General features: G+C 54.2%; 18 protein-coding genes. 14 read left to right on the top strand and 4 right to left on the bottom strand.

From position 1 onward, the window contains the following. Positions 1 to 2: 2 nt before the first annotated feature. From tssM to MUG06_RS06510, 3 genes are all read right to left on the bottom strand, one after another. Complete coding sequence (tssM, locus tag MUG06_RS06520; RefSeq protein WP_243078103.1) at positions 3 to 2,117, bottom strand: type VI secretion system membrane subunit TssM; 2,115 nt, start codon at positions 2,115 to 2,117, stop codon at positions 3 to 5. Next, on the bottom strand, positions 2,117 to 3,334 hold the full coding sequence (gene icmH / locus MUG06_RS06515; RefSeq protein WP_215846977.1) for a type IVB secretion system protein IcmH/DotU: 1,218 nt from the start codon (positions 3,332 to 3,334) through the stop codon (positions 2,117 to 2,119). The genes tssM and icmH overlap by 1 nt, the downstream gene beginning before the upstream one ends. Before the next feature lie 85 nt (positions 3,335 to 3,419). Continuing rightward, the gene (locus MUG06_RS06510) at positions 3,420 to 3,911 is read right to left on the bottom strand and encodes an SH3 domain-containing protein (RefSeq protein ID WP_243078102.1); all 492 of its coding nucleotides are present in this window, start codon (positions 3,909 to 3,911) and stop codon (positions 3,420 to 3,422) included. Between the two features lie 488 nt (positions 3,912 to 4,399). On the opposite strand from MUG06_RS06510, the gene MUG06_RS06505 reads away from it, so the two are divergent. From MUG06_RS06505 to cobA, 7 genes are all read left to right on the top strand, one after another. Then, the gene (locus MUG06_RS06505; RefSeq protein WP_243078101.1) at positions 4,400 to 5,623 is read left to right on the top strand and encodes a nitrate regulatory protein; all 1,224 of its coding nucleotides are present in this window, start codon (positions 4,400 to 4,402) and stop codon (positions 5,621 to 5,623) included. A gap of 262 nt (positions 5,624 to 5,885) precedes the next feature. After that, positions 5,886 to 7,136 carry a CmpA/NrtA family ABC transporter substrate-binding protein gene (locus tag MUG06_RS06500; RefSeq protein ID WP_243078100.1) on the top strand — a complete coding sequence of 417 codons (1,251 nt, stop codon included), beginning with the start codon at positions 5,886 to 5,888 and terminating at the stop codon, positions 7,134 to 7,136. Positions 7,137 to 7,147: 11 nt separating this feature from the next. Further along, entirely contained in the window at positions 7,148 to 8,020 is an 873-nt protein-coding gene (gene ntrB, locus MUG06_RS06495) for a nitrate ABC transporter permease (RefSeq protein WP_215846975.1), read from the top strand. 10 nt (positions 8,021 to 8,030) lie between these two features. Beyond that, positions 8,031 to 8,819: an ABC transporter ATP-binding protein gene (locus MUG06_RS06490; protein ID WP_243078099.1), complete on the top strand. Its 789-nt coding sequence runs from the start codon at positions 8,031 to 8,033 to the stop codon at positions 8,817 to 8,819. A gap of 10 nt (positions 8,820 to 8,829) precedes the next feature. Beyond that, complete coding sequence (gene nirB, locus MUG06_RS06485) at positions 8,830 to 12,897, top strand: nitrite reductase large subunit NirB (RefSeq protein ID WP_243078098.1); 4,068 nt, start codon at positions 8,830 to 8,832, stop codon at positions 12,895 to 12,897. Next, on the top strand, positions 12,894 to 15,509 hold the full coding sequence (locus MUG06_RS06480) for a nitrate reductase (protein ID WP_243078097.1): 2,616 nt from the start codon (positions 12,894 to 12,896) through the stop codon (positions 15,507 to 15,509). Before nirB ends, MUG06_RS06480 begins: the two co-directional genes overlap by 4 nt. Then, on the top strand, positions 15,506 to 16,324 hold the full coding sequence (gene cobA / locus MUG06_RS06475) for a uroporphyrinogen-III C-methyltransferase (protein WP_243078096.1): 819 nt from the start codon (positions 15,506 to 15,508) through the stop codon (positions 16,322 to 16,324). The genes MUG06_RS06480 and cobA overlap by 4 nt, the downstream gene beginning before the upstream one ends. 170 nt (positions 16,325 to 16,494) lie before the next feature. Here cobA and MUG06_RS06470 read toward each other — a convergent pair whose 3' ends face one another. Beyond that, complete coding sequence (locus tag MUG06_RS06470) at positions 16,495 to 17,307, bottom strand: DeoR/GlpR family DNA-binding transcription regulator (RefSeq protein ID WP_215846973.1); 813 nt, start codon at positions 17,305 to 17,307, stop codon at positions 16,495 to 16,497. Positions 17,308 to 17,659: 352 nt separating this feature from the next. Between MUG06_RS06470 and MUG06_RS06465 the strand changes: the two genes are divergently transcribed. The 7 genes from MUG06_RS06465 to MUG06_RS06435 all read left to right on the top strand — a co-directional run bounded on the left by MUG06_RS06465 (position 17,660) and on the right by MUG06_RS06435 (position 25,204). Beyond that, positions 17,660 to 18,457, top strand: coding sequence for a GolD/DthD family dehydrogenase (locus MUG06_RS06465; protein WP_215846972.1), 798 nt, complete (start codon positions 17,660 to 17,662; stop codon positions 18,455 to 18,457). Positions 18,458 to 18,520: 63 nt separating this feature from the next. After that, positions 18,521 to 19,456: a D-ribose ABC transporter substrate-binding protein gene (locus tag MUG06_RS06460; protein ID WP_243078095.1), complete on the top strand. Its 936-nt coding sequence runs from the start codon at positions 18,521 to 18,523 to the stop codon at positions 19,454 to 19,456. Positions 19,457 to 19,501: 45 nt separating this feature from the next. After that, positions 19,502 to 20,113, top strand: a complete 612-nt coding sequence (locus MUG06_RS06455) for a DUF2291 domain-containing protein (RefSeq protein ID WP_243078094.1) — start codon at positions 19,502 to 19,504, stop codon at positions 20,111 to 20,113. A 9-nt stretch (positions 20,114 to 20,122) separates the two neighbouring features. Continuing rightward, positions 20,123 to 21,655: a sugar ABC transporter ATP-binding protein gene (locus MUG06_RS06450; RefSeq protein WP_243078093.1), complete on the top strand. Its 1,533-nt coding sequence runs from the start codon at positions 20,123 to 20,125 to the stop codon at positions 21,653 to 21,655. A gap of 17 nt (positions 21,656 to 21,672) precedes the next feature. Further along, positions 21,673 to 22,740, top strand: a complete 1,068-nt coding sequence (locus MUG06_RS06445) for an ABC transporter permease (RefSeq protein WP_243078092.1) — start codon at positions 21,673 to 21,675, stop codon at positions 22,738 to 22,740. A gap of 11 nt (positions 22,741 to 22,751) precedes the next feature. Continuing rightward, entirely contained in the window at positions 22,752 to 23,549 is a 798-nt protein-coding gene (locus tag MUG06_RS06440; protein WP_215846969.1) for an SDR family oxidoreductase, read from the top strand. 191 nt (positions 23,550 to 23,740) lie between these two features. Beyond that, positions 23,741 to 25,204: a YchO/YchP family invasin gene (locus MUG06_RS06435; RefSeq protein ID WP_243078091.1), complete on the top strand. Its 1,464-nt coding sequence runs from the start codon at positions 23,741 to 23,743 to the stop codon at positions 25,202 to 25,204. Positions 25,205 to 25,245: the final 41 nt, after the last annotated feature.

Below are 25,245 nucleotides of genomic sequence, written 5' to 3'. Positions count from 1 at the left end.
CATTACTCGCTATGCAGGGTCAATCGCTCTCCAACGCGCAAAGGCGTTACGGCAAGCGTATTGCTATCGTGACCCGCATTTTTCAGATTTTCCGCAAGTTTACGCATCATCAATGCGTTATCGCGCGCATAAGGCGAAGATTGAATTTGCTGATCCAGCAACTGACTCAGATGCCAGTCAAGCTGCTGTAAATCACGGGCGCTGACATTATTGGGCAGCGTGCGTTGCAAATTCTGTAACAGCCAGGCGCGCAGAAATTCTCCATCATAATTACGCGGCTCATAAAGCATTTGATAGGCGCGTAATGCATTTCGGCTATAGGTATTGTCATCGCCTGGATCGCTACGCAGCAGATTCGTTACCTGCTGAGCCACACGCGGCAGCAGTAAAGACTTAAGCGCATTTTGATAAAGCACCCACGCGGCGTCACTCACTTGCGTACCGCGAAATAAGCCAACCCGCATAGTAAGCGGCGGATTATCGAGAGAAAACTTATCCGACAGCGGCAGCTTCACCAGGCTATTTAGAAAGGGTAGCAGATCGAAAATATTATCGGCTGGCTGATGAATCACTTGCTGACTTTGTTGGATAATTGGCGCGACGCGCGTTTCCACCAGCTGCAAGTAGTGCTGATTTTGATAATAGCTGAGTGACCACAATCCAGACAAAATCAGTAAGGCTCCCGCCAGCACGCCGTAGCCAATCCAGTGGAAAAGTTGGTTGCGGTATTCCCAGTGGCGGTTGCTGCCAGCCAAACCGCTCTCTCTAAAGATCAATGTGCTGAGCAGATCGCGAATAAAGAAGCTCTGGCCTTTGTTACCGGGAATAGGGCTGCTGCGATTGACGCTATCCCAGGCCGCAATTGAATGATCGCCTGGCTGGCGCAGTTGCAGCTTGCGGCTCAACTCCCCCATGACACGATCAAACGGCAAGCCTTCCTGGGTGCCGCTGGTAAAGAACAGGCCGCGCGGACTCCACGCCACGGCATCTTTATGATCGGAAAAAACAATATCGAGATATTCATTCAGTAAAGGGCGCAGTGAAGCGAATTCTTGCGGAAACAAGAAAGATTCAGCCCGCTGATTCAGATCGCGCTCTTGCGCCATATGCTGCGCTAATTGCTGCTGAAGCTGTTGCTCAAGACGGTGATATTGCTGCGAGAAATTGGCGTGCCAGTCATCCTTGTTCGGCTTGCCCAATTCCCAGTTAAAGGTAAAGCCCCAGATAGCGTCACGTTGTGACTTGTCGATAGCGCCAAAAAAGCTCATAAAGCCTTTCAGCAAATCGGTCTTTGTCACCATCACATAAACAGGAAAATGAATGCCGGTATGTTGATGCAATTCCGCCATGCGTTCACGTAGCGCCGTTGCCTGAGCAAAACGCGCTTCAGCAGAGTCACTCAACAGATCGGCGACGCTGATAGTCATGATCACACCGTTAATCGGTTGTCGGGTGCGATAGCGCTTCAGTAAATTGATAAAGCTGCGCCATTCGCTGGCATCACGAGCGCGCTGACTCTCCTGCAGGGCATAACGTCCAGCGGTATCGATTAACACTGCGCTATCGGTAAACCACCAGTCACAGTTGCGCGTGCCACCCACGCCGCGAATCGCGTTTTTGCCAAAACTGTCAGTCAGGGGAAATTCCAGGCCCGCATTTAACAATGCGGTGGTTTTACCGGCGCCTGGCGCGCCCATGACTAAATACCACGGCAACTGATAAAGATAGTTGGCGCTGACTCTGGATAGCCAACTGCCGCGCTGGCGACGGCCAAACTGGGCGCGTTTTAACTGCGTCGCCGCGTCACTAAAGCGTTGGTTGAGCAACTCTTCCGTAATCTGGCGTTCAGCCGGATCGTCGCTGTCTGAAAGCTGCAGTTGCGTCAGTAATCGGCTATTGAACCAGGCACGATACAAGGACGGAAGCAGTTGAAACAGCACCCACAAGACGATCAGCGCGCCGACAGTTAATTGACGATTCAGCGCGGGTTCCAGCGGGCGCGTATCACCCCATACCCAGAGCGGGCCAAGCATCCATAGCAGACAGCTCAGCGCGGTTACGCCAATAAAACTCCACAGCAGCCGATGAGTTAAAAGCAAGCGAACGGAAGCGCGCATTATTGAGCTCCTTGATGATTACTGAGCGTTTCGGGCGCGGCAAACAAGGTAATTTCAACGCGACGGTTGCGGGTGCGGTTTTCACTGCTGTCATTGGGCAACAGCGGATCGCTGTCACCGCGGCCTTCAGAACGAATGACGTGTCCATCGGCGAGTTGAACCTGCATTAATTGCGTCACTGCACGAGCGCGGGCGAAAGAAAATTCATAACTTGAGGCGAAACGGCTGTTGTCGACCGGACGATCGTCAGTGAACACCGACACCAAAATCGTTCCTTTCACGTCCTTCATCGCTGCGGAAACACGCGCCAGCAAGGCACGACCCACAGGATTGATTGCCGTGCCTTCGGCGGCAAATAGCTTGTCAGCAGGAATAATCACTTTACTGCCGAACGCGCCATCGCTGACTTCCAGCTGACCGGCAGCAATGACATCATTAAGACGCTGGCGCAAATCCAGCAGCGCCTGAGGCGAAGAAGGGCGGCGACCTACCGTAATTTGCGGCAAAGGCGTCTGATAGATAGCGCGCAGCAATGGCTCAGCAGCGTTGCCTAATCGCCAGTTCAGGCCGCTGTATATCAGGCAGGCGATTAATGCCACCAAGGTGGCGCAGGCCCAGAGCGGCACCATCGGACGTGCCAATGTGCTGACCAGCGGGTGCACCACCACTAACGGTGCAGGTGTCACGCTACGCTGCGCACGGGTTTCATCGATTAAGGTTGCCAGACGTTTGCGAATGCCTTCGCATTGGGCGCGGCCACTCTCATTACCGCGATAGCGGCCTTCATAACCAAGTAACAGGCAATAATGCACCACTTCCAGTAGCCAAAGATGTTGCTGTGGACTTTGAGAGATGCGCGAGAGCAGCTGGAAAAATTTTTCACCACCCCAGCTTTCGTTATGAAATGTCACCAGCATGCCGTTGCCGGACCAGACGCCGCGCGTACCCCAAGGCGTTTGCGCCGCCGCCTCATCCAATGCGCTGCACAGGCAGTATCGCGCGCCAATGATCATCTCAAAGGGCAAGCCGGCTTGTTTACAGCGCTGTTCAAACTGACGAATTTCATCGATAAGTGACTGGCGTAGACCGGCAGGATCGTCATGCGTAGCCGCCTGACGAATTTGCACTACAGCGTTCAGCAAAGGCGCTGCAGCATTCAGTAATAGATTCTCATTGCCTGAGGTAGTTGCCTCACGCGCAGGGGATTCCACAGTCATTAATATGTGTTCTTCCAGCCAATGGCAAATCCCTGAACCCGCAGACCAGGGCGGTGCTGCGGGCAATATGCGCCGGATTCCATGTTTAGTCTAAGATCCAGGTCGCGGTATCGTTAGTGCGACAGGCTTTACTTGCGCCGCCAACAGCAACGCAGACTTGTTTTGTCTTACGTGGACGCGGACGATCGCTACGTACGGTCGCCTCATAACGGCTGCTTTCCACGCCTGATTTCAATGGGACATAGCCAATCATTGGGCCGTCGGCTTCGTCGGCGATGGCAAGCCAGTTGTTTTCCACGCTGCCTAACACTTCAAAAGGTTTACCACTTTCCAGATAACGCACCACTTTGCCGCCGTAATCTGGGGTGGTCATCACAGATGCGCTATATAAAGCGCGCCAGGTTTGATTAACTGGCTCAAATTCCTTCGGTGCTAACACGGCGTGTCGATGTACCAATTTAACGTTGTTAACGACGCTGGTGACCAACGTATCATCGGTGACAGGGGGCGGCGGAGCCTTACAACCAGCCAAAGCCAACACTGCCAACAGCGTTAACGCGAAACTCTTTTTCACCATGTTCGTCGTGATCCCATCAAAGTATCTGCATATTGCCCGGCATCATGCAGTTGTTCGCCGAGGCTGGCTTTGCGCCGTGATTAAAATTGCCGGTTAAAAAAACGGCCAACTTACATTGAGGTAGTGCCGCCCTCAGTCTACCTAAGACTTTTGAGAATTCAAACCATTGCGCACCTCATCGATGCGTGTTAACGCGAGGGCCTTTAGGTAAACGAAGGCGCAAAAAAAACGCTGTAGTTTGTGATAGTTAAATCGAATTAAATGATTAACGTCATAAAGGAAGTAATGATAGTGGAACCTATCCTGTCACGCACCGCTTATCTTGGAAACTATTAAGTTTTTCTAATTACTTGTTAACAGAAATCTTAACGTCTTTCACTTAATTTTCTCATCAAAATCAGAATTTCCGGGGTAACGGCGATCTCACTCTTTTAATAAAGCGGCATGGCTTTTGCTTGAATTGAACTTTACGCGATGAGGGTTGGGCGATGACGGATGCGCTGAAGTACCTGCAAGCTTCATGTGAAAGTGATATTGCCAGCCTGCAACGCTTGCTGCGTACCGGCCAGTTACTGGCTGCTGTGAGCGAATTAGTACATCAACTGCAGCGAGAACGTGGCGCAAGTAATATCTGGATCTGCTCACAGGGAAAACTGTTCGCGCAAGAGCGGCGGGCGCGCGAGCAGGATGTGATTCAGTGCCAGCACGCTTTTTACCAGGTTTTACCGCCTGCGCTGGCGCAACCGGGTTACAGCCGGATGTTTATGCTGATTGCGGCGACTTTACAGGCGTTAAACGATCTCCCGACGCTTCGCCTTCAACTTTCTGATCAGCAATTGAGTCACGCGCAGGCGATGTCCGCGTTTAATCACATTATTCGCAGCTTATTAAATCTGGTGTTTGAAGCCGCTGACACCGCCAGCCATCCCGAAATTTCACGCGCGTTGATCGCATTGTTCAGTTTTATGCAGGGAAAAGAGCTGGCGGGCCAGGAGCGTGCAACCGGTTCGGCAGGATTCACCGTAGGGCAATTTAGCGCGGAGCAGCGTCGCTGCATGGTGGCGCTGATTGATGCGCAAGAGCAGAGTTTCGCAACCTTCAGCCAGTTTGCAGATGTCGACGCGCTGGCTTGCTGGCAACCGCTGGCGCAGGCCAGCCGTGAAATCGAGCGTTTACGGCGCATCGCCTGCACCGGCGGTCAAAGCGAAGAGACGGGTGCGCTGAACTGGTTTTCGCTGCTGTCGGTTCGTATCGATCACATGAAACGCATAGAAGATCATTTATCGGCAACGTTAATGACGCGCTGCCGTGAAGCTATTGCCGTCGCAAAATTACAGGCGGAAGCCCCACTCAAGGTGGCGCAAGGTGACAGCAGTTTTGCCCTGTATGTTTCCGGCGCTGACTGGCTCAATGGCGAAGCCGCAACCCTGAACAGCGATGGATTAGCGCCGCAATTAGGACGTTCGGTATTGTCAATGATTGGCGAACAGGCTCAGCGTTTACGCAATCAGGCTGAGGAACTGGCTTCAATGCGTGCCACGCTGGATGAGCGAAAAATTATCGATCAGGCCAAAAGCTGGTTGATGCAGCAGCACGGTCACAGTGAAGAGTCTGCGTGGCAGGCGCTGCGTAAAAGCGCCATGAATCAAAACAAACGCATCCTGGACATCGCTAATGCCGTGCTGGCTGTGGCGGCCACGTTAAAGGGGTAACTCAAAGGAGGTAGTTGCACAAAGCCTGTGCGTAGAGTGCGTCAGCAGGGTGCAAATTTGTGTGATTTTCCATCAGTTGTGATGGAAAAGCCTTGCCAGCTGGCTTTCAACACATTGGCACAGGCTTTGCTTTACCTTACAGACAATGCGCATTTGTTTCGCCAACGGCGGTGAAGCGAGTGCTTTGGATAAAGGCGTCCATCCGCGTGCTACGGCATGTCGGAGGACGCCTTTTTTTATTTCATTTTTTCAGGTGCCAATGATGAGCAAAACGCCTTTTTCACTCTCACGCCGTCAGTTGTTATTGGCTGGAGCCGCAGTAGGTGGCAGCTATTTATTGCCAGGTTTGCATCATGCCGCCTGGGCGGCGGGATCGGATGCACCCGAAAAAACCACGGTGCGTGTCGGTTTTATTCCACTCACCGACTGTGCGCCGGTCGTTATGGCATCGTTGAAAGGTTTCGATAAGAAATATGGCATTACGCTGCAGGTCAGCAAAGAAGCCAGCTGGGCTGCGGTGCGCGACAAGCTCACATCGGGTGAACTGGATGCCGCGCATGTGCTTTACGGCATGCTTTATGGCCTGCAACTGGGTGTCGCAGGACCGCAGCACGACATGGCTAACCTGATGACACTCAACAACAACGGTCAGGCGATAACCCTCTCTAACCAGTTGAAAGCGCAAAACGTAACGGATGCCGCCAGCCTGAAAAAAGCCATCGATGCTAAAGCCAAGGGCAGCTACACCTTCGCCCACACGTTTCCCACCAGCACTCACGCCATGTGGCTCTATTACTGGCTGGCGAATGCCGGTATCGACCCATTTGAAGATGTGCGCACCGTTGTCGTGCCGCCACCGCAAATGGTGATGAACATGAAGATTGGCAACATGAGCGGCTACTGCGTCGGTGAACCCTGGAACCAGCGTGCCATCAGCGACAACATTGGTTTTACCGCCGTGACCAGCCAGCAGATCTGGCCAGATCACCCGGAAAAAGTGCTTGGAACACGTGCGCAATGGGTCACTGAAAATCCGAATACCGCTCGCGCGCTAACCGCGGCCGTGCTGGAAGCGGCTCGCTGGATCGACGCTTCAGACGATAACCGCCGTGAAACCGTCAAGGCGTTGGCGGGGCGCGCATGGATCAACACCAAAGTCGAGACGCTGGAAGGCCGGATGCTTGGCCACTACGAAAACGGTTTGGGACAAACCTGGCAAGATGCTCACGCCATGCGTTTCTTCCACGATGGCAGCGTCAACTTCCCCTATTTATCAGACGGCATGTGGTTCCTGACGCAGATGAAGCGTTGGGGCCTGGTGAAAACTGATCCCGATTATCTGGCCGTGGCACGCCAAATCAACCGCATAGATATCTACAAGCAGGCCGCCAGCGCGGTCGGTAACGTCACGCTGCCCGCCAGCGAGATGCGCAGCAGTACTTTCATTGACGGCAAAGTGTGGGATGGAACCGATCCTGCCGCTTACGCCGCCAGCTTTGCCATCAAACGTTAACAGAGGTTGTCATGAAAACTGAAGCTCGCGCCCTGGCGCAACCTGCGAAAACAGAGAGTAGCGCAACCATTATTCCGCTACAGATTGCCCCTAAAGCGGCGGCTAAACCGGCCCGTCTGCGTCCACTGCTAGAGCGTGTCATCCCTGCGTTGAGCGGTATGCTGCTGCTGGGTTTGGTGTGGCAAATCGCCGCCTTGTCGAGCCAGGGTTTTCCCACGCCGTATGCAACCTGGCAGGCGGCACAAACGCTGTTCGCCGATCCGTTCTATAACAACGGCCCGAACGATCAGGGTATCGGCTGGAACGTGCTCGCGTCACTGCAACGTGTCGCCATTGGCTTTGGGCTGGCTGCGCTGGTGGGCATTCCCGCCGGTTTTCTGCTGGGGCGCTTTACCTTTATGTCACGCATGTTCAATCCAATTATTGCGCTGCTGCGCCCGGTGAGTCCGCTGGCGTGGTTGCCGATTGGCCTGCTGTTATTTCAACGCGCTGAACCCGCTTCCAGCTGGACCATTTTTATCTGCTCTATTTGGCCAATGATCCTCAACACCGCCGAAGGTGTGCAGCGTATTCCGCAGGATTACCTCAACGTTGCACGGGTTTTGCAACTCTCCGAATGGACGGTGATGCGTCGCATTTTACTGCCTGCGGTGTTACCGGCGGTATTAACCGGCGTGCGCCTGTCTATTGGTATCGCCTGGCTGGTGATTGTCGCCGCTGAAATGCTAACCGGCGGCCTGGGCATCGGTTTCTGGATCTGGAATGAATGGAACAACCTCAACGTGGAAAACATCCTGATCGCCATCCTGATTATCGGTGTGGTTGGGTTGCTGCTGGAGCAGGGCTTGATGCTGCTGGTCCGTCGTTTTAGCTGGGAAAAATAAGGGGATCGCCATGCAACATATCATTCGCGTACAGCAGGTCAGCCAGCGCTTTAACACATCTGGCGGCGATTTCCTCGCGCTCGATAACGTCAGTTTTGACATCCGCGAAGGAGAAACCTTGAGCCTGATCGGCCATTCCGGCTGTGGCAAATCTACTTTGTTGAATTTGATCGCCGGGCTAACGCGCCCCAGCAGCGGCGTGTTGTTGTGTGATAACCGTGAAATCACCGGTCCCGGCCCAGAGCGTGCGGTGGTATTCCAAAACCATTCCTTGCTGCCGTGGTTAACCACCTACCAAAACGTCGAGCTGGCGGTAAAGCAGGTATTCAAAGGCAAGATGAGCAAAGCGGAAATCAGCGACTGGATCGAGCATAACCTCAATCGCGTGCAGATGAGCCATGCGATGCACAAACGTCCGGGCGAAATCTCTGGCGGCATGAAACAGCGTGTAGGCATTGCACGCGCCTTAGCGATGAAGCCGCGCGTGTTGCTGCTTGATGAACCTTTTGGCGCGCTGGATGCATTAACCCGCGCCCATTTGCAGGACAGCGTGATGCGCATCCAGCAAGAGTTGAATACCACCATTGTACTGATCACCCACGACGTAGATGAAGCGGTGCTGCTGTCGGATCGCGTGCTGATGATGACCAACGGACCTGCGGCGCACGTGGGCGATATGCTCGATATCGACTTGCCACGTCCGCGTTCACGCGTCGCGTTGGCTGACGAGCCGCGTTATCACCAGCTGCGCCAGAAGATCCTGCACTTCCTCTACGAAAAACAGACCACTGCGGCGTGAGGATCGCACCATGAAGCAACAGCTGCTGGTAATTGGCAACGGAATGGCGGGCATGCGCATGGTAGAGACCCTGCTGGCACTGGCCCCGCAGCGTTACGCCATCACCGTGATTGGTCGTGAACCGCTGGGCAATTACAACCGCGTGCTGCTGTCTCCGGTGCTGGCGGGTGAAAAAGCGTTTGCCGACACGCTGATCCACGATCGTGACTGGTATGTCGAAAATGGCGTTCAGCTGCTGGCGGGTGAAACGGTTGAGCGCGTCGATCTGGCAACCCGCTGTGTGCAGACCGATCAACGTCAGCTGCACTGGGATCGACTGGTATTTGCTAGCGGTTCGCAGCCGCGGATGCCGGTGATTCCTGGTATCGATCATCCTAAAGTCAGCGGCTTTCGCAGCCTGCGAGATGTTGAAAAATTACTCAGCGCATCTGGCCCGGTCGTGGTGTTAGGCGGCGGTTTTCTCGGTATTGAAGCCGCCGCAGCGCTGAAAGCGCAAGGCCGTGACGTGACGCTGGTGCATCACAAACCCTGGCTGTTGGATCGCCAGCTGGATGCCAAAGCGGGGGAATTGCTGCTCGCCCAACTGCGCCGTCGCGGTATTCGCTGCGAACTCAACAGCGGCGTAACTGAAGTCACTGAACAGGGCGCGGTTCTGACTAACGGCAGCGTCGTCATGGCGGAGCAAGTGGTGATCGCCATCGGTGTGCAACCGGAAAGTGCCTTGGCGCAGGCGGCGGGTGTGCCTTGTCAACGTGGCATCTGCGTTGATCGTCAGTTGCGCAGCACAATTCCCAATGTTTACGCCGTGGGTGAATGCTGCGAGATAGCCGGAGAGACCTTTGGCCTGGTCGCGCCTTGTCTGGCGCAGGCTGAAGTATTAGGCGCGCAGCTGGCCGACGCGCCACGCGCCGATTTTTACCACGAAAAGAGCGGCACACGCCTGAAGGTCAGCGGCATTTCTCTGTTCAGCGCGGGCGACATTCGAGAAGCGCCGTCGCTGACCAGTTTTGATCCGCTTTCTGGCCACTATCGCCGTCTTTTTCTCAAGCACGGACGGCTCAACGGCGTGCTGTTGTTTGGCGACAGCCAGCAGGGCGCATCGCTGTTAACCCGTCTAAACGCTGCCGAGCAGATAAGTCTGAACACGCTGTTTGGCCTTGATGAACCTGAAACGCAGCCGCAGGCTGCAGGAAGCTTTGTGATGAATAAACCGACATTAGCTGTGCTGGGTCACGGCATGGTCAGCCACCATTTTTTGGAACAGCTGGTCGCACGTGAACTGCATCAGCACTATCACGTGGTGGTCTATGGCGAAGAGCCGCGCATGGCTTACGATCGCGTGCATCTTTCAGCGTATTTTACCGGTAAAAGCGCGGAAGAATTGTCGCTGGTGAGCGATAACTTTTTTGAGCAGTACGGCATTGAGCTGCGTCGCGGTTGTCAGGTCGTTGCGATTGATCGCCAGCAGCGCAGCGTGCGTGACAGCGCCGGAAACGAACTGGCGTGGGATAAGTTAGTGCTGGCAACCGGATCGCGTGCCTTCGTACCGCCAGTGCCGGGCCACGATGGCGATCGCTGCTTTGTTTATCGCACACTGGACGATCTCGATGCGATTGCGGCCTGCGCCAAAAACAGCACACGCGGTGTGGTGATTGGCGGCGGACTGCTGGGTCTTGAAGCGGCGAATGCCCTGAAACAGTTAGGCCTGGAAACGCACGTCGTGGAGTTCGCGCCGCGCCTGATGGCGGTTCAGCTCGATGAGGGCGGCGCATTGATGCTGCGTCAGAAAATTGACGCGCTGGGCGTCACCGTGCACACCTCAAAGCAAACTGAAACGATTGAAAAGCAAGAAGATGGCAGCGTACTGTTGCGCTTTGCTGACGGCGGCGAACTGCCCACCGATCTGGTGCTGTTTTCAGCGGGCATACGTCCGCGTGATGAGTTGGCGCGTGACGCCGATCTGGTGCTCGGCCCGCGTGGCGGCATTGAGATCAACGATCACTGCCAAACCAGCGATGACGATATTTTTGCTATCGGCGAATGTGCATTATGGAACGGGCAGATTTTCGGCTTAGTTGCGCCAGGCTATCAAATGGCGCGCGTGCTGGCAGGACATCTGGCCGCCGAAGCCAGCGCTTTTAGCGGTGCCGATATGAGTACTAAACTCAAGCTGTTGGGCGTGGAAGTGGCCTCGTTTGGTGATGCGCACGCGCGTACAGCGGGCAGTCAAACCTATCACTGGACCGATGGCCCTAAAGGCGTCTACAAAAAAATCGTGGTGTCAGCAGACGGCAAACTGCTGCTTGGCGGCGTGTTGGTAGGCGACAGCGAAGACTATTCATCGCTGCTACAGATGATGCTGAATCAGCTACCATTACCGGCTTCGCCAGCAACGCTGATCTTACCTGCACTGGCTGGTACACCGAGTAAAGCGTTGGGTGTGGCAGCATTACCCGACAGCGCTCAGGTCTGTTCCTGTCACAATGTGAGCAAAGGCGATATCTGCTCAGCGGTGCGAGACGGTTGTGGCGAGTTGGCCAGTGTGAAAAGTTGCACCAAAGCAGCAACAGGCTGCGGAGGGTGTTCCGCGCTGGTGAAGCAGGTGATGGAATTCCAGCTGGAAAACCTTGGCGTCGAAGTGAAAAAAGAGGTGTGCGAGCACTTTGCCTATTCACGTCAGGCGCTTTACGACCTGATTCGGGTAGAGAAAATCCAAACCTTTGATGCGTTACTGGCGGCGCATGGTCGCGGTCACGGCTGCGAAGTCTGTAAGCCGTTGGCGGCTTCGCTGCTGGCCTCTTGCTGGAATGATTACCTGTTAAAACCGGCTCATCTGCCCCTGCAAGATACCAACGATCGCTACTTCGGCAACATCCAGAAAGATGGAACTTACTCGGTGGTGCCGCGTGTCGCCGCGGGGGAAATTACGCCACAAGGTCTGATTGCGATTGGACAAGTGGCAGCACGTTACGATCTCTACACCAAAATAACAGGCGGTCAACGAATCGACCTGTTTGGCGCGCGCCTCGATCAGCTGCCCGCAATTTGGGAAGAGCTGCTGATGGCAGGGTTCGAAACCGGTCATGCCTACGGTAAATCGCTGCGTACGGTGAAATCTTGTGTCGGCTCAACCTGGTGTCGCTACGGCGTGCAGGATTCCACCGTGTTTGCCATCGCGCTGGAGAACCGCTACAAGGGCCTGCGCGCCCCGCACAAAATCAAAATGGCCGTTTCAGGCTGCACCCGTGAATGCGCCGAAGCGCAGAGCAAAGATATCGGGGTGATCGCCACCGACAAAGGCTGGAACCTGTATGTGTGCGGTAACGGTGGCATGAAACCGCGCCACGCGGACTTATTCGCCAGCGACCTCGACGATGAAACCTTGCTGCGCTACGTTGACCGTATCCTGATGTTTTATGTGCGTACCGCCGACCGTTTACAGCGCACCAGCGTGTGGATGGACAACATGGAAGGCGGCCTCGACTACCTGCGTGACGTGATCATTGAAGACAGCCTCGGCATTGGCGCCATGCTGGAACAAGAGATGCAGCACGTGGTGGAAAGCTACCAGTGCGAATGGCAAACCACGCTGCAAGATCCGTCACGCCGCGCCTTGTTTACCCCAACGGTGAACAGCAACGAACCTGATGAAACCTTGCGTTATGAGCAAGTACGGGGACAGCGTCAGCCCGCCGCCGCGAACGCGATCCCTGTTATGCATCTGCCCGCTGAACCCTGGAGCAGGGTATGCGATCTCGATTCTCTGCCGTTGCAGGCAGGAATTGGCGCACGCCTTGGCAGCGAGCGCATTGCACTGTTCCGTTTTGGCGATGAACTCTACGCGCTGGAAGATCGTGAGCCAGGCAGCGACGTCAGCGTGCTGTCGCGCGGCATTCTCGGCGACGTGGGTGGCGAACCGGTAGTGATTTCGCCGCTCTACAAGCAGCGCGTGCGGCTGCGTGACGGGCAAAGCCTGGATAATCCGCAGCACCAGCTACGCTGTTGGCCGGTGAAACTGGAAGCGGGACAAATCTGGCTGGCAAACCGACCACTTAATCTCATGGCGAAGGCATCATGAAAACCACCTGTCCTTATTGCGGCGTCGGCTGCGGCGTTAGCGTCACGCCACAGGGCGATGAACAGGCGCAGGTCGCGGGCGATCTCCAACATCCAGCCAATTTCGGTCGGCTGTGTGTAAAAGGGGCCGCGCTGGGTGACACCCTGAAAAAGGACGGGAGACTGCTTTATCCGCAGGTCAATCAGCAACGCGTGAGCATGGACGCGGCGCTAGAGGCCGCAGCGAACGGGCTGCGTGAGATCATTGAACAACATGGCCCGCAGGCGGTGGCATTTTACGGCTCGGGCCAGTTGTTGACAGAAGATTATTACGTCGCCAATAAGCTGATGAAAGGGTTCATCGGGGCCGCCAATATCGATACCAATTCGCGGCTCTGCATGGCATCGGCTGTTGTAGGCTATAAACGCGCGTTCGGTGCCGATGCAGTGCCGTGTTGCTATGAGGATTTTGAACGCGCGGATGTCGTGATCCTGGTAGGATCAAACGCAGCATGGGCACATCCGGTTGCGTATCAGCGGCTGGTCAAGGCCAAACAGCAGCGACCAGAAATGCAGGTGATAGTGATCGATCCACGCCGCACCGCAACCTGCGATCTTGCCGATCTGCATTTGGCATTACGTCCTGGTAGCGACAGCGTTTTGTTTGCCGGTTTGCTGAACTGGTTGGTAGAAAACAACGGTGTAGATACCCGCATGCTCGCGCACTTGGCCGATGTGGAACCGGCGCTGCTCGCGGCGCGCGAATGGGATCTTGCTCGGGTTGCTGCGCACTGCGATCTTGAACCGGAACAGGTTACTGCTTTCTGGCAGCTGTTTACCTCATCGCAACGCGTGCTGACCTTGTGGTGCATGGGCGTTAACCAATCCGTCAGCGGCAGCGACAATAACAACGCCATTATCAATGCACATTTGCTCAGCGGAAAAGTGGGTTTGCCGGGCAGCGGGCCGTTTTCACTTACGGGTCAGCCCAACGCGATGGGGGGCCGTGAAGTGGGGGGATTGGCGAATCAACTCGCGGCCCATATGAATTTTAATGATGCCGATTGCGATCGTTTGCAGCGCTTTTGGCAAAGCCCAACCATAGCGCGTCAGCCTGGTTTGACGGCGGTAAAGCTGTTCGACGCTATTGAGCGGGGTGACGTAAAAGCGGTGTGGATTATGGGCACCAATCCAGCGGTGTCGATGCCAGAAGGCAATCGCATTGCGCAGGCGCTGGCAAAATGTCCGTTGGTGATTGTTTCCGATGTATTAGCGCAAACCGATACCAGCGCCTTCGCTGACATTCTATTGCCCGCGCTGGGGTGGGGTGAAAAAAATGGCACAGTAACCAACTCCGAGCGACGCATCTCCCGTCAGCGTGCGTTTGCAGCTGCGCCCGGTGATGCCAAACCCGATTGGTGGCTGCTGGCGCAAGTGGCGCAGCGTTTGGGTTTCGCCGCCGCCTTTGGCTGGACCCATCCGGCGCAGATCTTCCGCGAACACGCTGCACTTTCCGGCTTTGAAAACCACGGACAGCGCGCCTTTGATATCAGCGGGCTGGCGCAGTTAAGTGACGACGGCTGGGATAAATTGCGTCCGATTCAATGGCCGGTTAATGCACAGCATCCTGATGGTTGCGCACGTTTATTCAGCGATCGTCGCTTCTTTCATCCTGACGGGAAGGCGCGTTTGCTGCCGTCCGCAGAGACAAAAACAGTCACTGTTAATAGAGATTATCCGCTGTTAATGAACACCGGTCGCGTGCGCGATCAATGGCATACCATGACGCGTACCGGGGCAGTGCCGCGTCTGATGCAACACTGCGATGAGCCTTTTGTCGCGCTGCATCCTCAAGATGCCATTGCGTATGGCTTACCTGCAGGAACACTGGCGCGCGTGCAATCGGTTCACGGCTGGATCACTGCACGCGTTACCCACGACAGCGGACTTCGACGCGGCGAACTTTTCGTGCCGATGCACTGGAACCGTCAGTTCAGCCAGCAAAGCAATGTAGACATGTTGGTAGCCGCACTCTGCTGCCCAGCATCGGGGCAACCCGCCTTAAAGCAGACGGCGGTGCGTATTCAACCGCTGCGCGTAGATTGGCAAGGTTGGCTATGGCAACGCAGCGATCAAGCGCCGAAAAATCTTCGCTATTGGGCGCGTGCGCCACAACAGGGCGCGCAGCGTTTTGTATTGGGCGGAGAAGGTTCTGTATCAAACTGGCTCGCTTCACACACGGATTTGACTTCAATGCAGTTGCAGGTTGCCGAAGGCGGCCAGGATTATCGGCTACTGGCGTGGCGCAACGGTGCGTTACAGCTGGCGTTTTATGCCGCTTCTCGCTTACCGCACCTCGATCACGCTTTCATTACTGCGGCTTTTCAGGCTGCGCCAACGCGTGCCATCGATCGTCATTCGCTACTGGCGGGGCAAGCTGCGCAAGGTGACGTGGCGGGCCGCATTATTTGCAGCTGCTTTAGCGTAGGCGAACAAACCATTTTAAATGCGGTGGCCCAAGGCTGCCGTAGCACACAGGCGCTGGGCGCCAAACTCAAGTGCGGAACAAATTGTGGCTCCTGCATCCCGGAGCTAAAACAACTGCTGTCATCATGCGTGACGGAGGAATCATGACGCTTGCTATTGATGCATTGGATAAACTGCTGACGCCCAATGGCGAAGCTTCGGAACATGGACGTGTTTGGTTAGTGGGCGCGGGTCCCGGTGATGTTGAGCTGCTCACGGTAAAAGCGTTACGGTTGTTACAACAAGCGGAAGTGGTGGTGTATGACCGATTGGTGAGCGAGGCGGTGATGGCGGAAGTGCCCGACAGCGCCTTGTGTATTGATGTGGGTAAGCGGCCTGGTTATCACGGGTTAAAGCAGTCGCAAATCAATCAGCTGCTGGTGGATTTAGCGCTGAGTGGACGCAACGTGGTGCGGCTAAAAGGCGGCGATCCCTTTATTTTTGGGCGTGGCGGTGAAGAGATGGTGAGCCTGCAACAAGCCGGTATTGTGTGTGAGGTGGTACCCGGTATCACGGCGGCGGTGGGTTGCGCCGCCGCCAGCGGAATTCCCCTGACGCATCGCGATTGTGCGCAATCGCTGCGACTGATTACCGGACACGGGCGCAGCGGTGAACCGCAACTGAATGATGCATCGTTGGCCGCTGCGAATCAGACGTTAGTGTTTTATATGGGATTGAGCTGGAGTGCCTCAATCAGTGCGCAGCTGTTGGCTCAAGGGCGCGATGCGGATACGCCAGTAGCCATCATCGAAAATGGGACGCGACCCGAGCAGCGCGTGTTGATCACGACATTGAAGGCGTTAGCGCAAACGGTTGAAAATGAAAAGCCGGTTTCACCGTCGTTGCTGATGATTGGTGATGTGGTGCGTTATTACCGTGCTGATTTAAAGATTGCTGAAGATGAATCTATAAAACAGGTGTAGATAAATTACTGATATGACTTTATCTGGCGTGCGTGAGTCAGGTAGGGCGCATCCGCCGCAGGGCTGCGGCGGATGCGCCTACAGCGAGGTATTGACGGCGTCTTTACGCAATCGCCCTTTATTCCCAACTGAACGACACCCTGTTTTTTTACGGCGCGTTTAAAACGGACTCACATCGCCCGCCTCAACGGCAACGGCGCAACCAACACCCTCACGCCCAACGCTTCGAATGCATCAACCTGTGCTGAAGAAATACCGTTGTCGGTAATCAGGCAGTGAATTTTGCTCCAGTCACACGGCAGCGCAAACATCGACACCTTATCGATCTTGCTGGAATCGGCGACCACATAAACCGTGTTGGCCGAGTTGATCATCGCCATTTTAACTTTAATGTCGGTTTCGCTGGGAAAGCTCAAACCGAGGCGCGGTGAAATACAGGCGGTTGCCAGAAACAGCTTCTCTGCCAATACATTTTCGAAGAAGTTTGCCGCTTTTTCGCCAGATGTCGACAATGTTGGAAATTTAAACGTCCCGCCTGTTAACAAGATATTTATTCCCGGCTCGCCACCCAGTTTCAGCGCAATGTTCACGGCGGTTGTGACTACCGATAAACGGCGAATATGGCTGATCGCTTCGGCAATGGCGGTGGTAGTGGTACCCGAATCGAAAATCACTGTGTCGCCATTTTCGATATGCTGCGCGGCTAAACGTCCTATCGCTTCCTTCTCTTCAAGATGTGTTTGCCGCTCCAGCAGCAGCGCGCCGGTATTCTGTTTTCCGGTCATTAATGTTGCGCCACCGTGGTAACGCTGTACAAAACCTTGTTTTTGCAGCATCCGCAGATCGGTACGTAACGTGGCTTCCGTTAAGCCAAAGGTTTCAGTCAACGCTTTGACGGTGACCGTGCCATCCTCACGGATCATTTCCAGAATCTTTTCGCGGCGTTGCTGCATATCAGCCAACTGCTCACTCTTGCTTTTCAATCGAAATGCTCCCTTTTCCAATCGCGTTAGGTGTAGGCGAACGTGGACCTGATGCTGAGTCTACCGCGCCATTTTTGCGAATGCGAGATGATGAAAACGGCCAATGATTTTCGAACGAAAATAAACAATAAACAGGTTATTGAATCTTCACATTGGGTTCAGCATCTTTATCCATGCGATTTTTTCTGTTTGTAATGCACATCACGTCTTTTCAATAAGATAATTAATATCTCTCGCCGAGTTGTATGAAATTTGATCTCACCCACACATCCTTTCAATTCGATAGCATATATTTTTGTTCGAAAATGATGATTTGCGATTGAGAAAGTTAAACCCTGAAGGAGTGTAACGAATGAGCGGTGAATATGACGTAAATCTGCGCTATGGCGTGGACACGGCGCAAGATCTCAGCGGCAAAGTCGCGGTGGTGACCGGCGGACTCGGCGGTATTGCCATGGCGAGCAACGCCATGCTGCTGGAAAAGGGCGCACGTCTGGCGCTGCTCTATCCGCCGTTTGAAGCGGAGAAAGTCAGCAGCCTCAGTGTCGGGTTTGCAGCAGAAAGCGTGCAGTTTGTCTGCTGTGACGTCACCGATCCTGCTTCGGTTGAACAGGCTTTTGATCAGGTTGAAGCACATTACGGTCATATCGATATTCTGGTGAATTGCGCCGGTTACGTGATGCTGCAACCGGTACTGGAGACTGATTTTGCCGAGTGGCAGAAGCAGATTGCCGTCAATCTCACCGGGCCATTTCTCTGCTCACAAGCGGTGGGTAAACGTATGGTTAAGGCGGGCAACGGCGGCAAAATCATCAATATCGCCTCTCAGGCAGCCTCAATCGCTATCGATAATCACGTGGCTTACACCTCGGCAAAAGCGGGCTTGCTTGGCATGACCAAGGTCATGGCGAAAGAATTTGCGCCGCATCGTATTAACGTCAACACGCTCTCGCCCACGGTGGTATTAACCCCGATGGGTGAGAAAGCCTGGCGCGGTGAAAAAGGCGAGCAAATGAAAAAACTTATCCCACTGGGCCGTTTTGCCTACACCGACGAAATCGCCGCCGCCGTGCTGTTTTTTGCCAGCAACGGCAGCGACATGATCACCGGCGCCGATCTGATGATCGATGGCGGTTTCACCATTTGGTAATGCTGTGCCAATTCCAGAGAAACAAAACACCCTGCGATAACGATAAATAGAGAGAACATCACCATGAAAAAACGTACTTTGCTGTGCACTGCAATGGCGGCCTGCCTGATCTCTCACGCGGCATTTGCTGCAGAGAAAGGCACCATCATGATTCTGGTTAACTCGCTCGATAATCCTTATTACGCCTCAGAAGCCAAAGGCGCCAACCTCAAAGCGCAACAACTTGGATACAAAACCTCCGTGCTGTCTCACGGTGAAGATGTGAAGAAGCAAAGCGAACTGATCGATGCCGCGATTGGTAAAAAAGTGCAGGGCATTATTCTGGACAACGCCGATTCCACCGCCAGCGTGGCGGCGATTAAAAAAGCCAAAGATGCCGGTATTCCCGTGGTGTTGATTAACCGTGAAATCCCGGTTGATGACGTGGCGCTGGAGCAGATTACCCACAACAATTTCCAGGCCGGTTCCGATGTTGCCAACGTCTTTGTTGAGAAGATGGGAGAAAAGGGCAAGTACGCTGAACTGACCTGTAATCTCGCCGACAACAACTGCGTAACCCGTTCCAAATCCTTCCATCAGGTACTCGATCAATATCCCGACATGCAAAGCGTGGCGCGTCAGGATGCTAAAGGCACCTTGATTGATGGCAAGCGCATCATGGACAGCATTCTGCAGGCGCATCCCGATGTAAAAGGCGTAATTTGCGGTAACGGCCCAGTGGCGCTGGGCGCGATTGCGGCGCTGAAAGCCGCAGGACGCGATGACGTCACGGTGGTGGGCATTGATGGTAGCAACGATGAGCGCGACGCGGTTACCGCAGGAACGCTGAAAGCCACCGTCATGCTTCAGGCGCAGGCGATTGCCGCGCAGGGCGTCACTGATATCGACAACTTCATCCAGAAAGGGATCAAACCGGCCAAACAGCGGGTGATGTTCCGCGGCATTTTGATCACGCCAGAAAATGCCAAAGGTGTGCAGGACTTCAATTATAAGTCGTAATTAACCGCCGCCGCGCCCGTGAAAACGGGCGCCAGGGAGAATGAGATGGATAAACGACTCTGGCTGATGCTGATAGCAGTTGTGCTCGGTGGTTGCCGTATTGTGTCGCAGCAGGAGCTGGCTGATCTGAAAAATCCCCCCAATCCAAACATGACGAATATTGCGCAAACCTGGCAGCAAAAACTGGTGCCGCAGGTCGCAGGTGAAGCGAAACCGCTGGCTGAGTTGATGAAGTCTTTGCAGTCGGCTCCCGATTTTGACAGTGCCTGTAAAACCTACGGTTATCGCAGCCAGGAAGAGAATCCCTGCGTATTCAGCGTGAGTGTCAGCGGTGATGTCACCGCAGTTAACACCACTTCTCGCAGTGGAAAGATGACGGTTAAAGATATTTCAGGTGACAGCGTCACAATTCAGGTTGGGCCAATCATTCGCGGCACTGCACTGCGCGATGCATATAAAGGGGCCAGCTATCAGGACTTCAACGATCAGGTGATGTTTGGCGATTATGGCCGGGCGATCAATCAGCAGGCTTCCACATTAATGCAGCAGTTCAAGCCAAAAGTGGGCGACAAAATCACGGTGGCGGGCGTATTCAGTGCCTGGGACATTCCGCAGAAACTGCCGGATATCACGCCAGCGCAAATCACGCGGCAGTAAGGAGGGCATATGCAAAATCCTCAATCGCAACAGGCTACCGATGTGATCATTGAAACGCGCAATGTCTCGCGGGTTTATCCTGGCGTAACGGCGCTCGATCAGGTCAATTACCGCGTGTATCGCAACAAAGTGAACGTGCTGATTGGCGAAAACGGCGCAGGAAAATCCACCATGATGAAAATGCTGGCGGGTGTAGAGACGCCGTCATCAGGCGAGATTTTACTGGAGGGAAAACCGGTGTCGCTGACCTCAACGCAGCAAGCAGAGAAGCGAGGGATCAGCATAATTTTTCAGGAGCTGAACCTGTTTCCAAACATGAATGTGATGGATAACATCTTCATTGCCAATGAGTTTTTTCAGCGCGGCGTGATCAATGAAAAGTATCAATATGCGCTGGCAAAAACGCTGCTGGAGCGGCTGGAGCTGGACGTTGATCCCTATGCGGCGCTAGGTGAACTCGGCATTGGTCATCAACAGCTGGTAGAAATTGCACGTGCGCTATCGAAAGACACCCGCGTGCTGATCATGGATGAACCGACCAGCGCGCTGAGCCAGTCGGAAGTCAGGGTGCTGTTTAACGTCATTGAACAGCTCAAACGACGTGGCGTCACTATTATCTACATTTCTCACCGGCTCGAAGAGCTGATGGAAATTGGCGATCACATCACAATTTTCCGCGATGGGCGCTTTATCAGTGAGCGCGAAGTGCGTGATGCCAGCGTGCCGTGGATCATTGAGCAAATGGTAGGCGACAAGAAAAAGCACTTCGATTATCACGCGGCGGCGCAAGGTGACACGATCTTGCAGGTAGAAGGCTTGACCGCGCTGCATCAAAACGGCGGATACAAGCTCAATGACGTCACTTTTTCGCTACGAAAAGGGGAAGTGATCGGCATTTACGGTTTGCTGGGCGCAGGACGCACCGAACTGTTTAAAGGGCTGATTGGCTTGATGCATTGTCAGTCGGGCAGTGTGTTGCTCAACGGTGAAAATCTGGCGAAGCGTAATTTCCAGCAGCGGCTCAAACGCGGCATCGCACTGGTGCCGGAAGATCGCCAAGCCGAAGGCGTAGTGCAGCTGATGTCGATCACCGCCAATATGACGCTCTCCGATCTCAGCCTGCGTGGCTTTCGCCGTGCGCTGCGAATGCTTAATCCCGGTAAAGAGAATCAGCGCGTTAATGAAATGATTGGGCATCTGGCGATCAAAGTCAGCGATGCCGAGCTGCCGATCACCTCATTAAGCGGCGGTAACCAGCAGAAAGTGGTGCTGGGCAAGGCATTGATGACCGGGCCGAAAGTGGTGCTGTTGGATGAACCCACGCGCGGTATTGATGTTGGCGCAAAAACCGATGTCTATCACCTGATTGGCAACCTGGCACAGCAGGGGCTGGCGGTGATGTTTTCCTCATCCGAACTGGACGAGGTGATGGCGCTGGCCGACCGCATTTTAGTCATGGCGGATGGACGCATTACCGCCGATCTGCCGCGCGCTGAAGCGACACGAGAAAAACTGATCAGCGCTTCGACACCGCAAGCTTAAGGTTGCTGGAGAATTTCATGAATCAAAAATATTTGCTCTATATGTATCTCCTCAAGGCGCGAACCTTCATCGCGTTACTGATTGTGGTGGGCTTTTTCAGCGTAATGGTGCCGAATTTTCTGACGACGTCCAACCTGCTGATCATGACTCAACATGTCGCCATCACCGGTTTACTGGCAATTGGCATGACGCTGGTGATTTTGACCGGCGGCATTGATTTATCCGTGGGCGCGGTAGCTGGGATTTGCGGCATGGTAGCGGGTGCGCTGCTCACCAACGGCGTGCCGCTTTGGGGCGGTAATACGCTGTTCCTCAACGTGCCCGAAGTGATTCTTGTGGTGGCGATTTTTGGCGTGCTGGTGGGATTGATCAACGGGGCAGTGATCACCCGGCTGGGTGTTGCTCCCTTCATTTGTACGCTCGGCATGATGTATATCGCACGCGGCGCGGCGCTGCTGTTCAACGACGGTAGCACTTACGCCAACCTGGTCGGTCTGCCGCAACTGGGTAATACCGGTTTTGCGTTCCTCGGCTCGGGCACGCTACTGGGCGTCTATATCCCGATCTGGTTAATGCTCGGCTTTTTGCTGTTGGGCCTCTACTTAACCCGTAAAACGCCGCTTGGGCGTTACATCTACGCCACCGGCGGTAATGAAGGGGCGGCGCGCCTGGCTGGCGTACCTATCATCAAAGTAAAAGTTTTTGTCTACGCCTTCTCTGGCTTGTGCGCGGGTCTGGTGGGGTTAGTGGTGGCGTCGCAGTTGCAAACTGCACATCCGATGACCGGCAACATGTTTGAAATGGATGCCATCGGTGCCACCGTCTTGGGCGGCACCGCGCTGACAGGCGGTCGCGGCAGGGTTTCCGGCTCGATTATTGGTGCGTTTGTTATCGTTTTCCTTGCCGACGGCATGGTGATGATGGGCGTTAGTGATTTTTGGCAGATGGTGATTAAAGGACTGGTGATTGTGACAGCTGTGGTTATCGATCAGTTCCAACAACGTCTGCAAAGCAAAGTGGTGCTGTTGCGTCGCCATGAGCAAAAGCAGCAATCCACCCCAACATCTAACGTCAGTCATGGCTAAACGGAGGCAAGATGACACGAGATTTCAGTGGAAAAACGGTGGTGATTACTGGCGCCTGTCGAGGAATTGGTGCAGGCATTGCGGCCCGCTTTGCCCGCGATGGGGCGAACCTGGTCATGGTATCGAATGCGGATCGCGTGCATCAGACGGCCAATACCTTACAAAAGCAGTTTGGCGGCGAGATTCTGTCGTTACAGGTTGATGTCACCGTTGAAAGCGAGGTGCAGCAGCTTTATCAGCAAGCATTTAAACGGTTTGGCAGTATTGATGTTTCAATTCAAAACGCCGGAGTTATCACCATTGACCGGTTTGACGCAATGCCTAAAAGTGATTTTGAGAAGATCCTGGCGGTCAACACCACCGGCGTCTGGTTGTGTTGCCGCGAGGCGGCGAAATATATGGTGCAGCAGAACAGCGGCAGTTTGATCAACACCTCTTCGGGGCAGGGGCGACAAGGTTTTATCTACACGCCCCATTATGCCGCCAGTAAAATGGGCGTGATCGGCATTACTCAAAGTCTGGCGCTGGAGCTGGCACCGTGGCACATCACGGTAAATGCGTTTTGCCCAGGCATCATCGAAAGCGAAATGTGGGATTACAACGATCGCGTGTGGGGCGAGATTCTGAGCAGCGACAAGAAAACGTACGGCAAAGGCGAATTGATGGCGGAGTGGGTTGAAAATATTCCGTTGAAACGTGCCGGGCAGCCAGATGATGTTGCCGGGCTGGTGGCGTTTCTCGCCTCAGACGATGCTCGCTATATCACCGGGCAAACCATTAATGTGGATGGCGGGTTAATATTCTCTTAATTCCTGCCGCTGTAATCAGGGGTTTGCCAGGTGGCAAACCCTTTTTTTTGCCTGTTTTTTAACCTCAGAAAATTCTCGGATAAGCACAAAAGATGAGACCTGTCCTGCACGGCTGTCACAATATGTTAAGGTAAACTCACTTGGTTGTGTAAATTCTTCCACCTTAAGACCCAAAAACGACCTCATTGCTTATGTCTTCAACCTTATTGAAACGAAAATCGCTGACATTCTGTTTGGTGGCCTCGACAATCGTCTCCACTGCGCCTGCTGCTGCGCTACAACCCGAAACTCGGGTAGCAGAAGCGCCGTTTGACGATCCCGCCCGTTTCCGCCAATCGCTGGAGAATCTGCCCTCGTTGGGCAATTACGATAACAGCGCGGAGTGGAGCAAAAAGCTCGCTTCGGTAGCGAAAAGCATTGGTGAAGCCAGTCAAAACAGCAGCAGTGAGGCTTCATTCGGTCAGCAAGCTGGCGTATGGGCGTTTAACCATCTACGTGATGAAGTGGCGGATCGCGTTGAGAACGAAGGACAGTCGCTGCTTTCTCCTTATGGCAATGCGACCCTGGATCTCATGGTCGACATGGATGGCAACTTCACCGGCACGGGTGGCGATCTGTTTAGCGCGTTAGCAGATGAAAACAGTTATCTTACGTTTAGCCAGGTTGGCCTCCATGACACTTCAGATGGATTAGTCGGGAATGCGGGTTTGGGGCAGCGTTGGGAAGCGGGGCAGTGGTTACTCGGTTACAACACGTTTATCGATCGCATTTTCAGCAGCGGTTTACAGCGCGCTTCAGTGGGTACGGAAGCGTGGAGTGATAATCTGCGCTTTTCCGCTAACTATTATCATCCGCTTTCGGGTTGGAAAAACCTCGGCGATAACCAGCAGCAGCGTATGGCGCGCGGTTATGACATTACCACACAAAGCTACCTGCCGTTTTATCGTCAGGTGGGTATGTCTTTGAGCTGGCAGCAATATTTGGGGCAAAATGTCGATCTGTTTAACAGCGGCAACCGCTATCACAACCCTTCAGCGATGACGTTTGGCCTCTCATACACTCCGGTGCCGCTGGTGACCTTTTCTGCTACGCATAAAACCAGCAGCGCGGGCGAGAGCCAGGAACAACTCGGCCTTAAACTGAATTACCGTTTTGGCGTGGCGTTGAGTCAACAACTCAATGCCAATAACGTCGCGGCTGCGCACTCGCTGCGGGGAAGCCGCTACGACAACGTAACACGCAGCGACACGCCGGTGCTGTCGTTCCGTCAGCGTAAAAACTTATCCGTTTTTCTTGCTACGCCGCCCTGGCAGCTAAACGGCGGCGAAAGCCTGCCGCTTAAGCTGCAAATTCGCGCCAGCAACGCAATCAAAGCTGTGAGCTGGCAAGGCGATACACAAGCGCTGAGTTTGACACCGTCATCAGATAATAATGATCCACAAGGCTGGAGCGTCATTCTGCCGCCATGGGACAATTCCCCCGATGCGACGAACGAATATCGCTTGTCCGTGACGTTGGAAGACACCAAGCAGCAACGTGTCACGTCCAACTGGATCACCCTTAAACTTCAGCCGCCCATGGCTGTTCGCGAGCAGCAGGATGATCGCTACGATTTGATGGCACCCACCGAAAAGAGCCCAGCGATGAGTCTCTGATCCAACGCAAAAAAAGTGTGACAATTGTCACACTTTTCCAG

The organism is Pantoea sp. MQR6 (assembly GCF_022761075.1).
Lineage (GTDB): Bacteria > Pseudomonadota > Gammaproteobacteria > Enterobacterales > Enterobacteriaceae > Pantoea > Pantoea phytostimulans.
Note: the sequence above shows the minus strand (reverse complement) of the source record. Positions and strands in the feature narration are given on the sequence as shown.

Coding starts and splice junctions, on each gene's coding strand:
- tssM (WP_243078103.1), bottom strand. CDS start 2,117: ATGCGCGCTTCCGTTCGCTTGCTTTTAACTCATCGGCTGCTGTGGAGT.
- icmH (WP_215846977.1), bottom strand. CDS start 3,334: ATGACTGTGGAATCCCCTGCGCGTGAGGCAACTACCTCAGGCAATGAG.
- MUG06_RS06510 (WP_243078102.1), bottom strand. CDS start 3,911: ATGGTGAAAAAGAGTTTCGCGTTAACGCTGTTGGCAGTGTTGGCTTTG.
- MUG06_RS06505 (WP_243078101.1), top strand. CDS start 4,400: ATGACGGATGCGCTGAAGTACCTGCAAGCTTCATGTGAAAGTGATATT.
- MUG06_RS06500 (WP_243078100.1), top strand. CDS start 5,886: ATGAGCAAAACGCCTTTTTCACTCTCACGCCGTCAGTTGTTATTGGCT.
- ntrB (WP_215846975.1), top strand. CDS start 7,148: ATGAAAACTGAAGCTCGCGCCCTGGCGCAACCTGCGAAAACAGAGAGT.
- MUG06_RS06490 (WP_243078099.1), top strand. CDS start 8,031: ATGCAACATATCATTCGCGTACAGCAGGTCAGCCAGCGCTTTAACACA.
- nirB (WP_243078098.1), top strand. CDS start 8,830: ATGAAGCAACAGCTGCTGGTAATTGGCAACGGAATGGCGGGCATGCGC.
- MUG06_RS06480 (WP_243078097.1), top strand. CDS start 12,894: ATGAAAACCACCTGTCCTTATTGCGGCGTCGGCTGCGGCGTTAGCGTC.
- cobA (WP_243078096.1), top strand. CDS start 15,506: ATGACGCTTGCTATTGATGCATTGGATAAACTGCTGACGCCCAATGGC.
- MUG06_RS06465 (WP_215846972.1), top strand. CDS start 17,660: ATGAGCGGTGAATATGACGTAAATCTGCGCTATGGCGTGGACACGGCG.
- MUG06_RS06460 (WP_243078095.1), top strand. CDS start 18,521: ATGAAAAAACGTACTTTGCTGTGCACTGCAATGGCGGCCTGCCTGATC.
- MUG06_RS06455 (WP_243078094.1), top strand. CDS start 19,502: ATGGATAAACGACTCTGGCTGATGCTGATAGCAGTTGTGCTCGGTGGT.
- MUG06_RS06450 (WP_243078093.1), top strand. CDS start 20,123: ATGCAAAATCCTCAATCGCAACAGGCTACCGATGTGATCATTGAAACG.
- MUG06_RS06445 (WP_243078092.1), top strand. CDS start 21,673: ATGAATCAAAAATATTTGCTCTATATGTATCTCCTCAAGGCGCGAACC.
- MUG06_RS06440 (WP_215846969.1), top strand. CDS start 22,752: ATGACACGAGATTTCAGTGGAAAAACGGTGGTGATTACTGGCGCCTGT.
- MUG06_RS06435 (WP_243078091.1), top strand. CDS start 23,741: ATGTCTTCAACCTTATTGAAACGAAAATCGCTGACATTCTGTTTGGTG.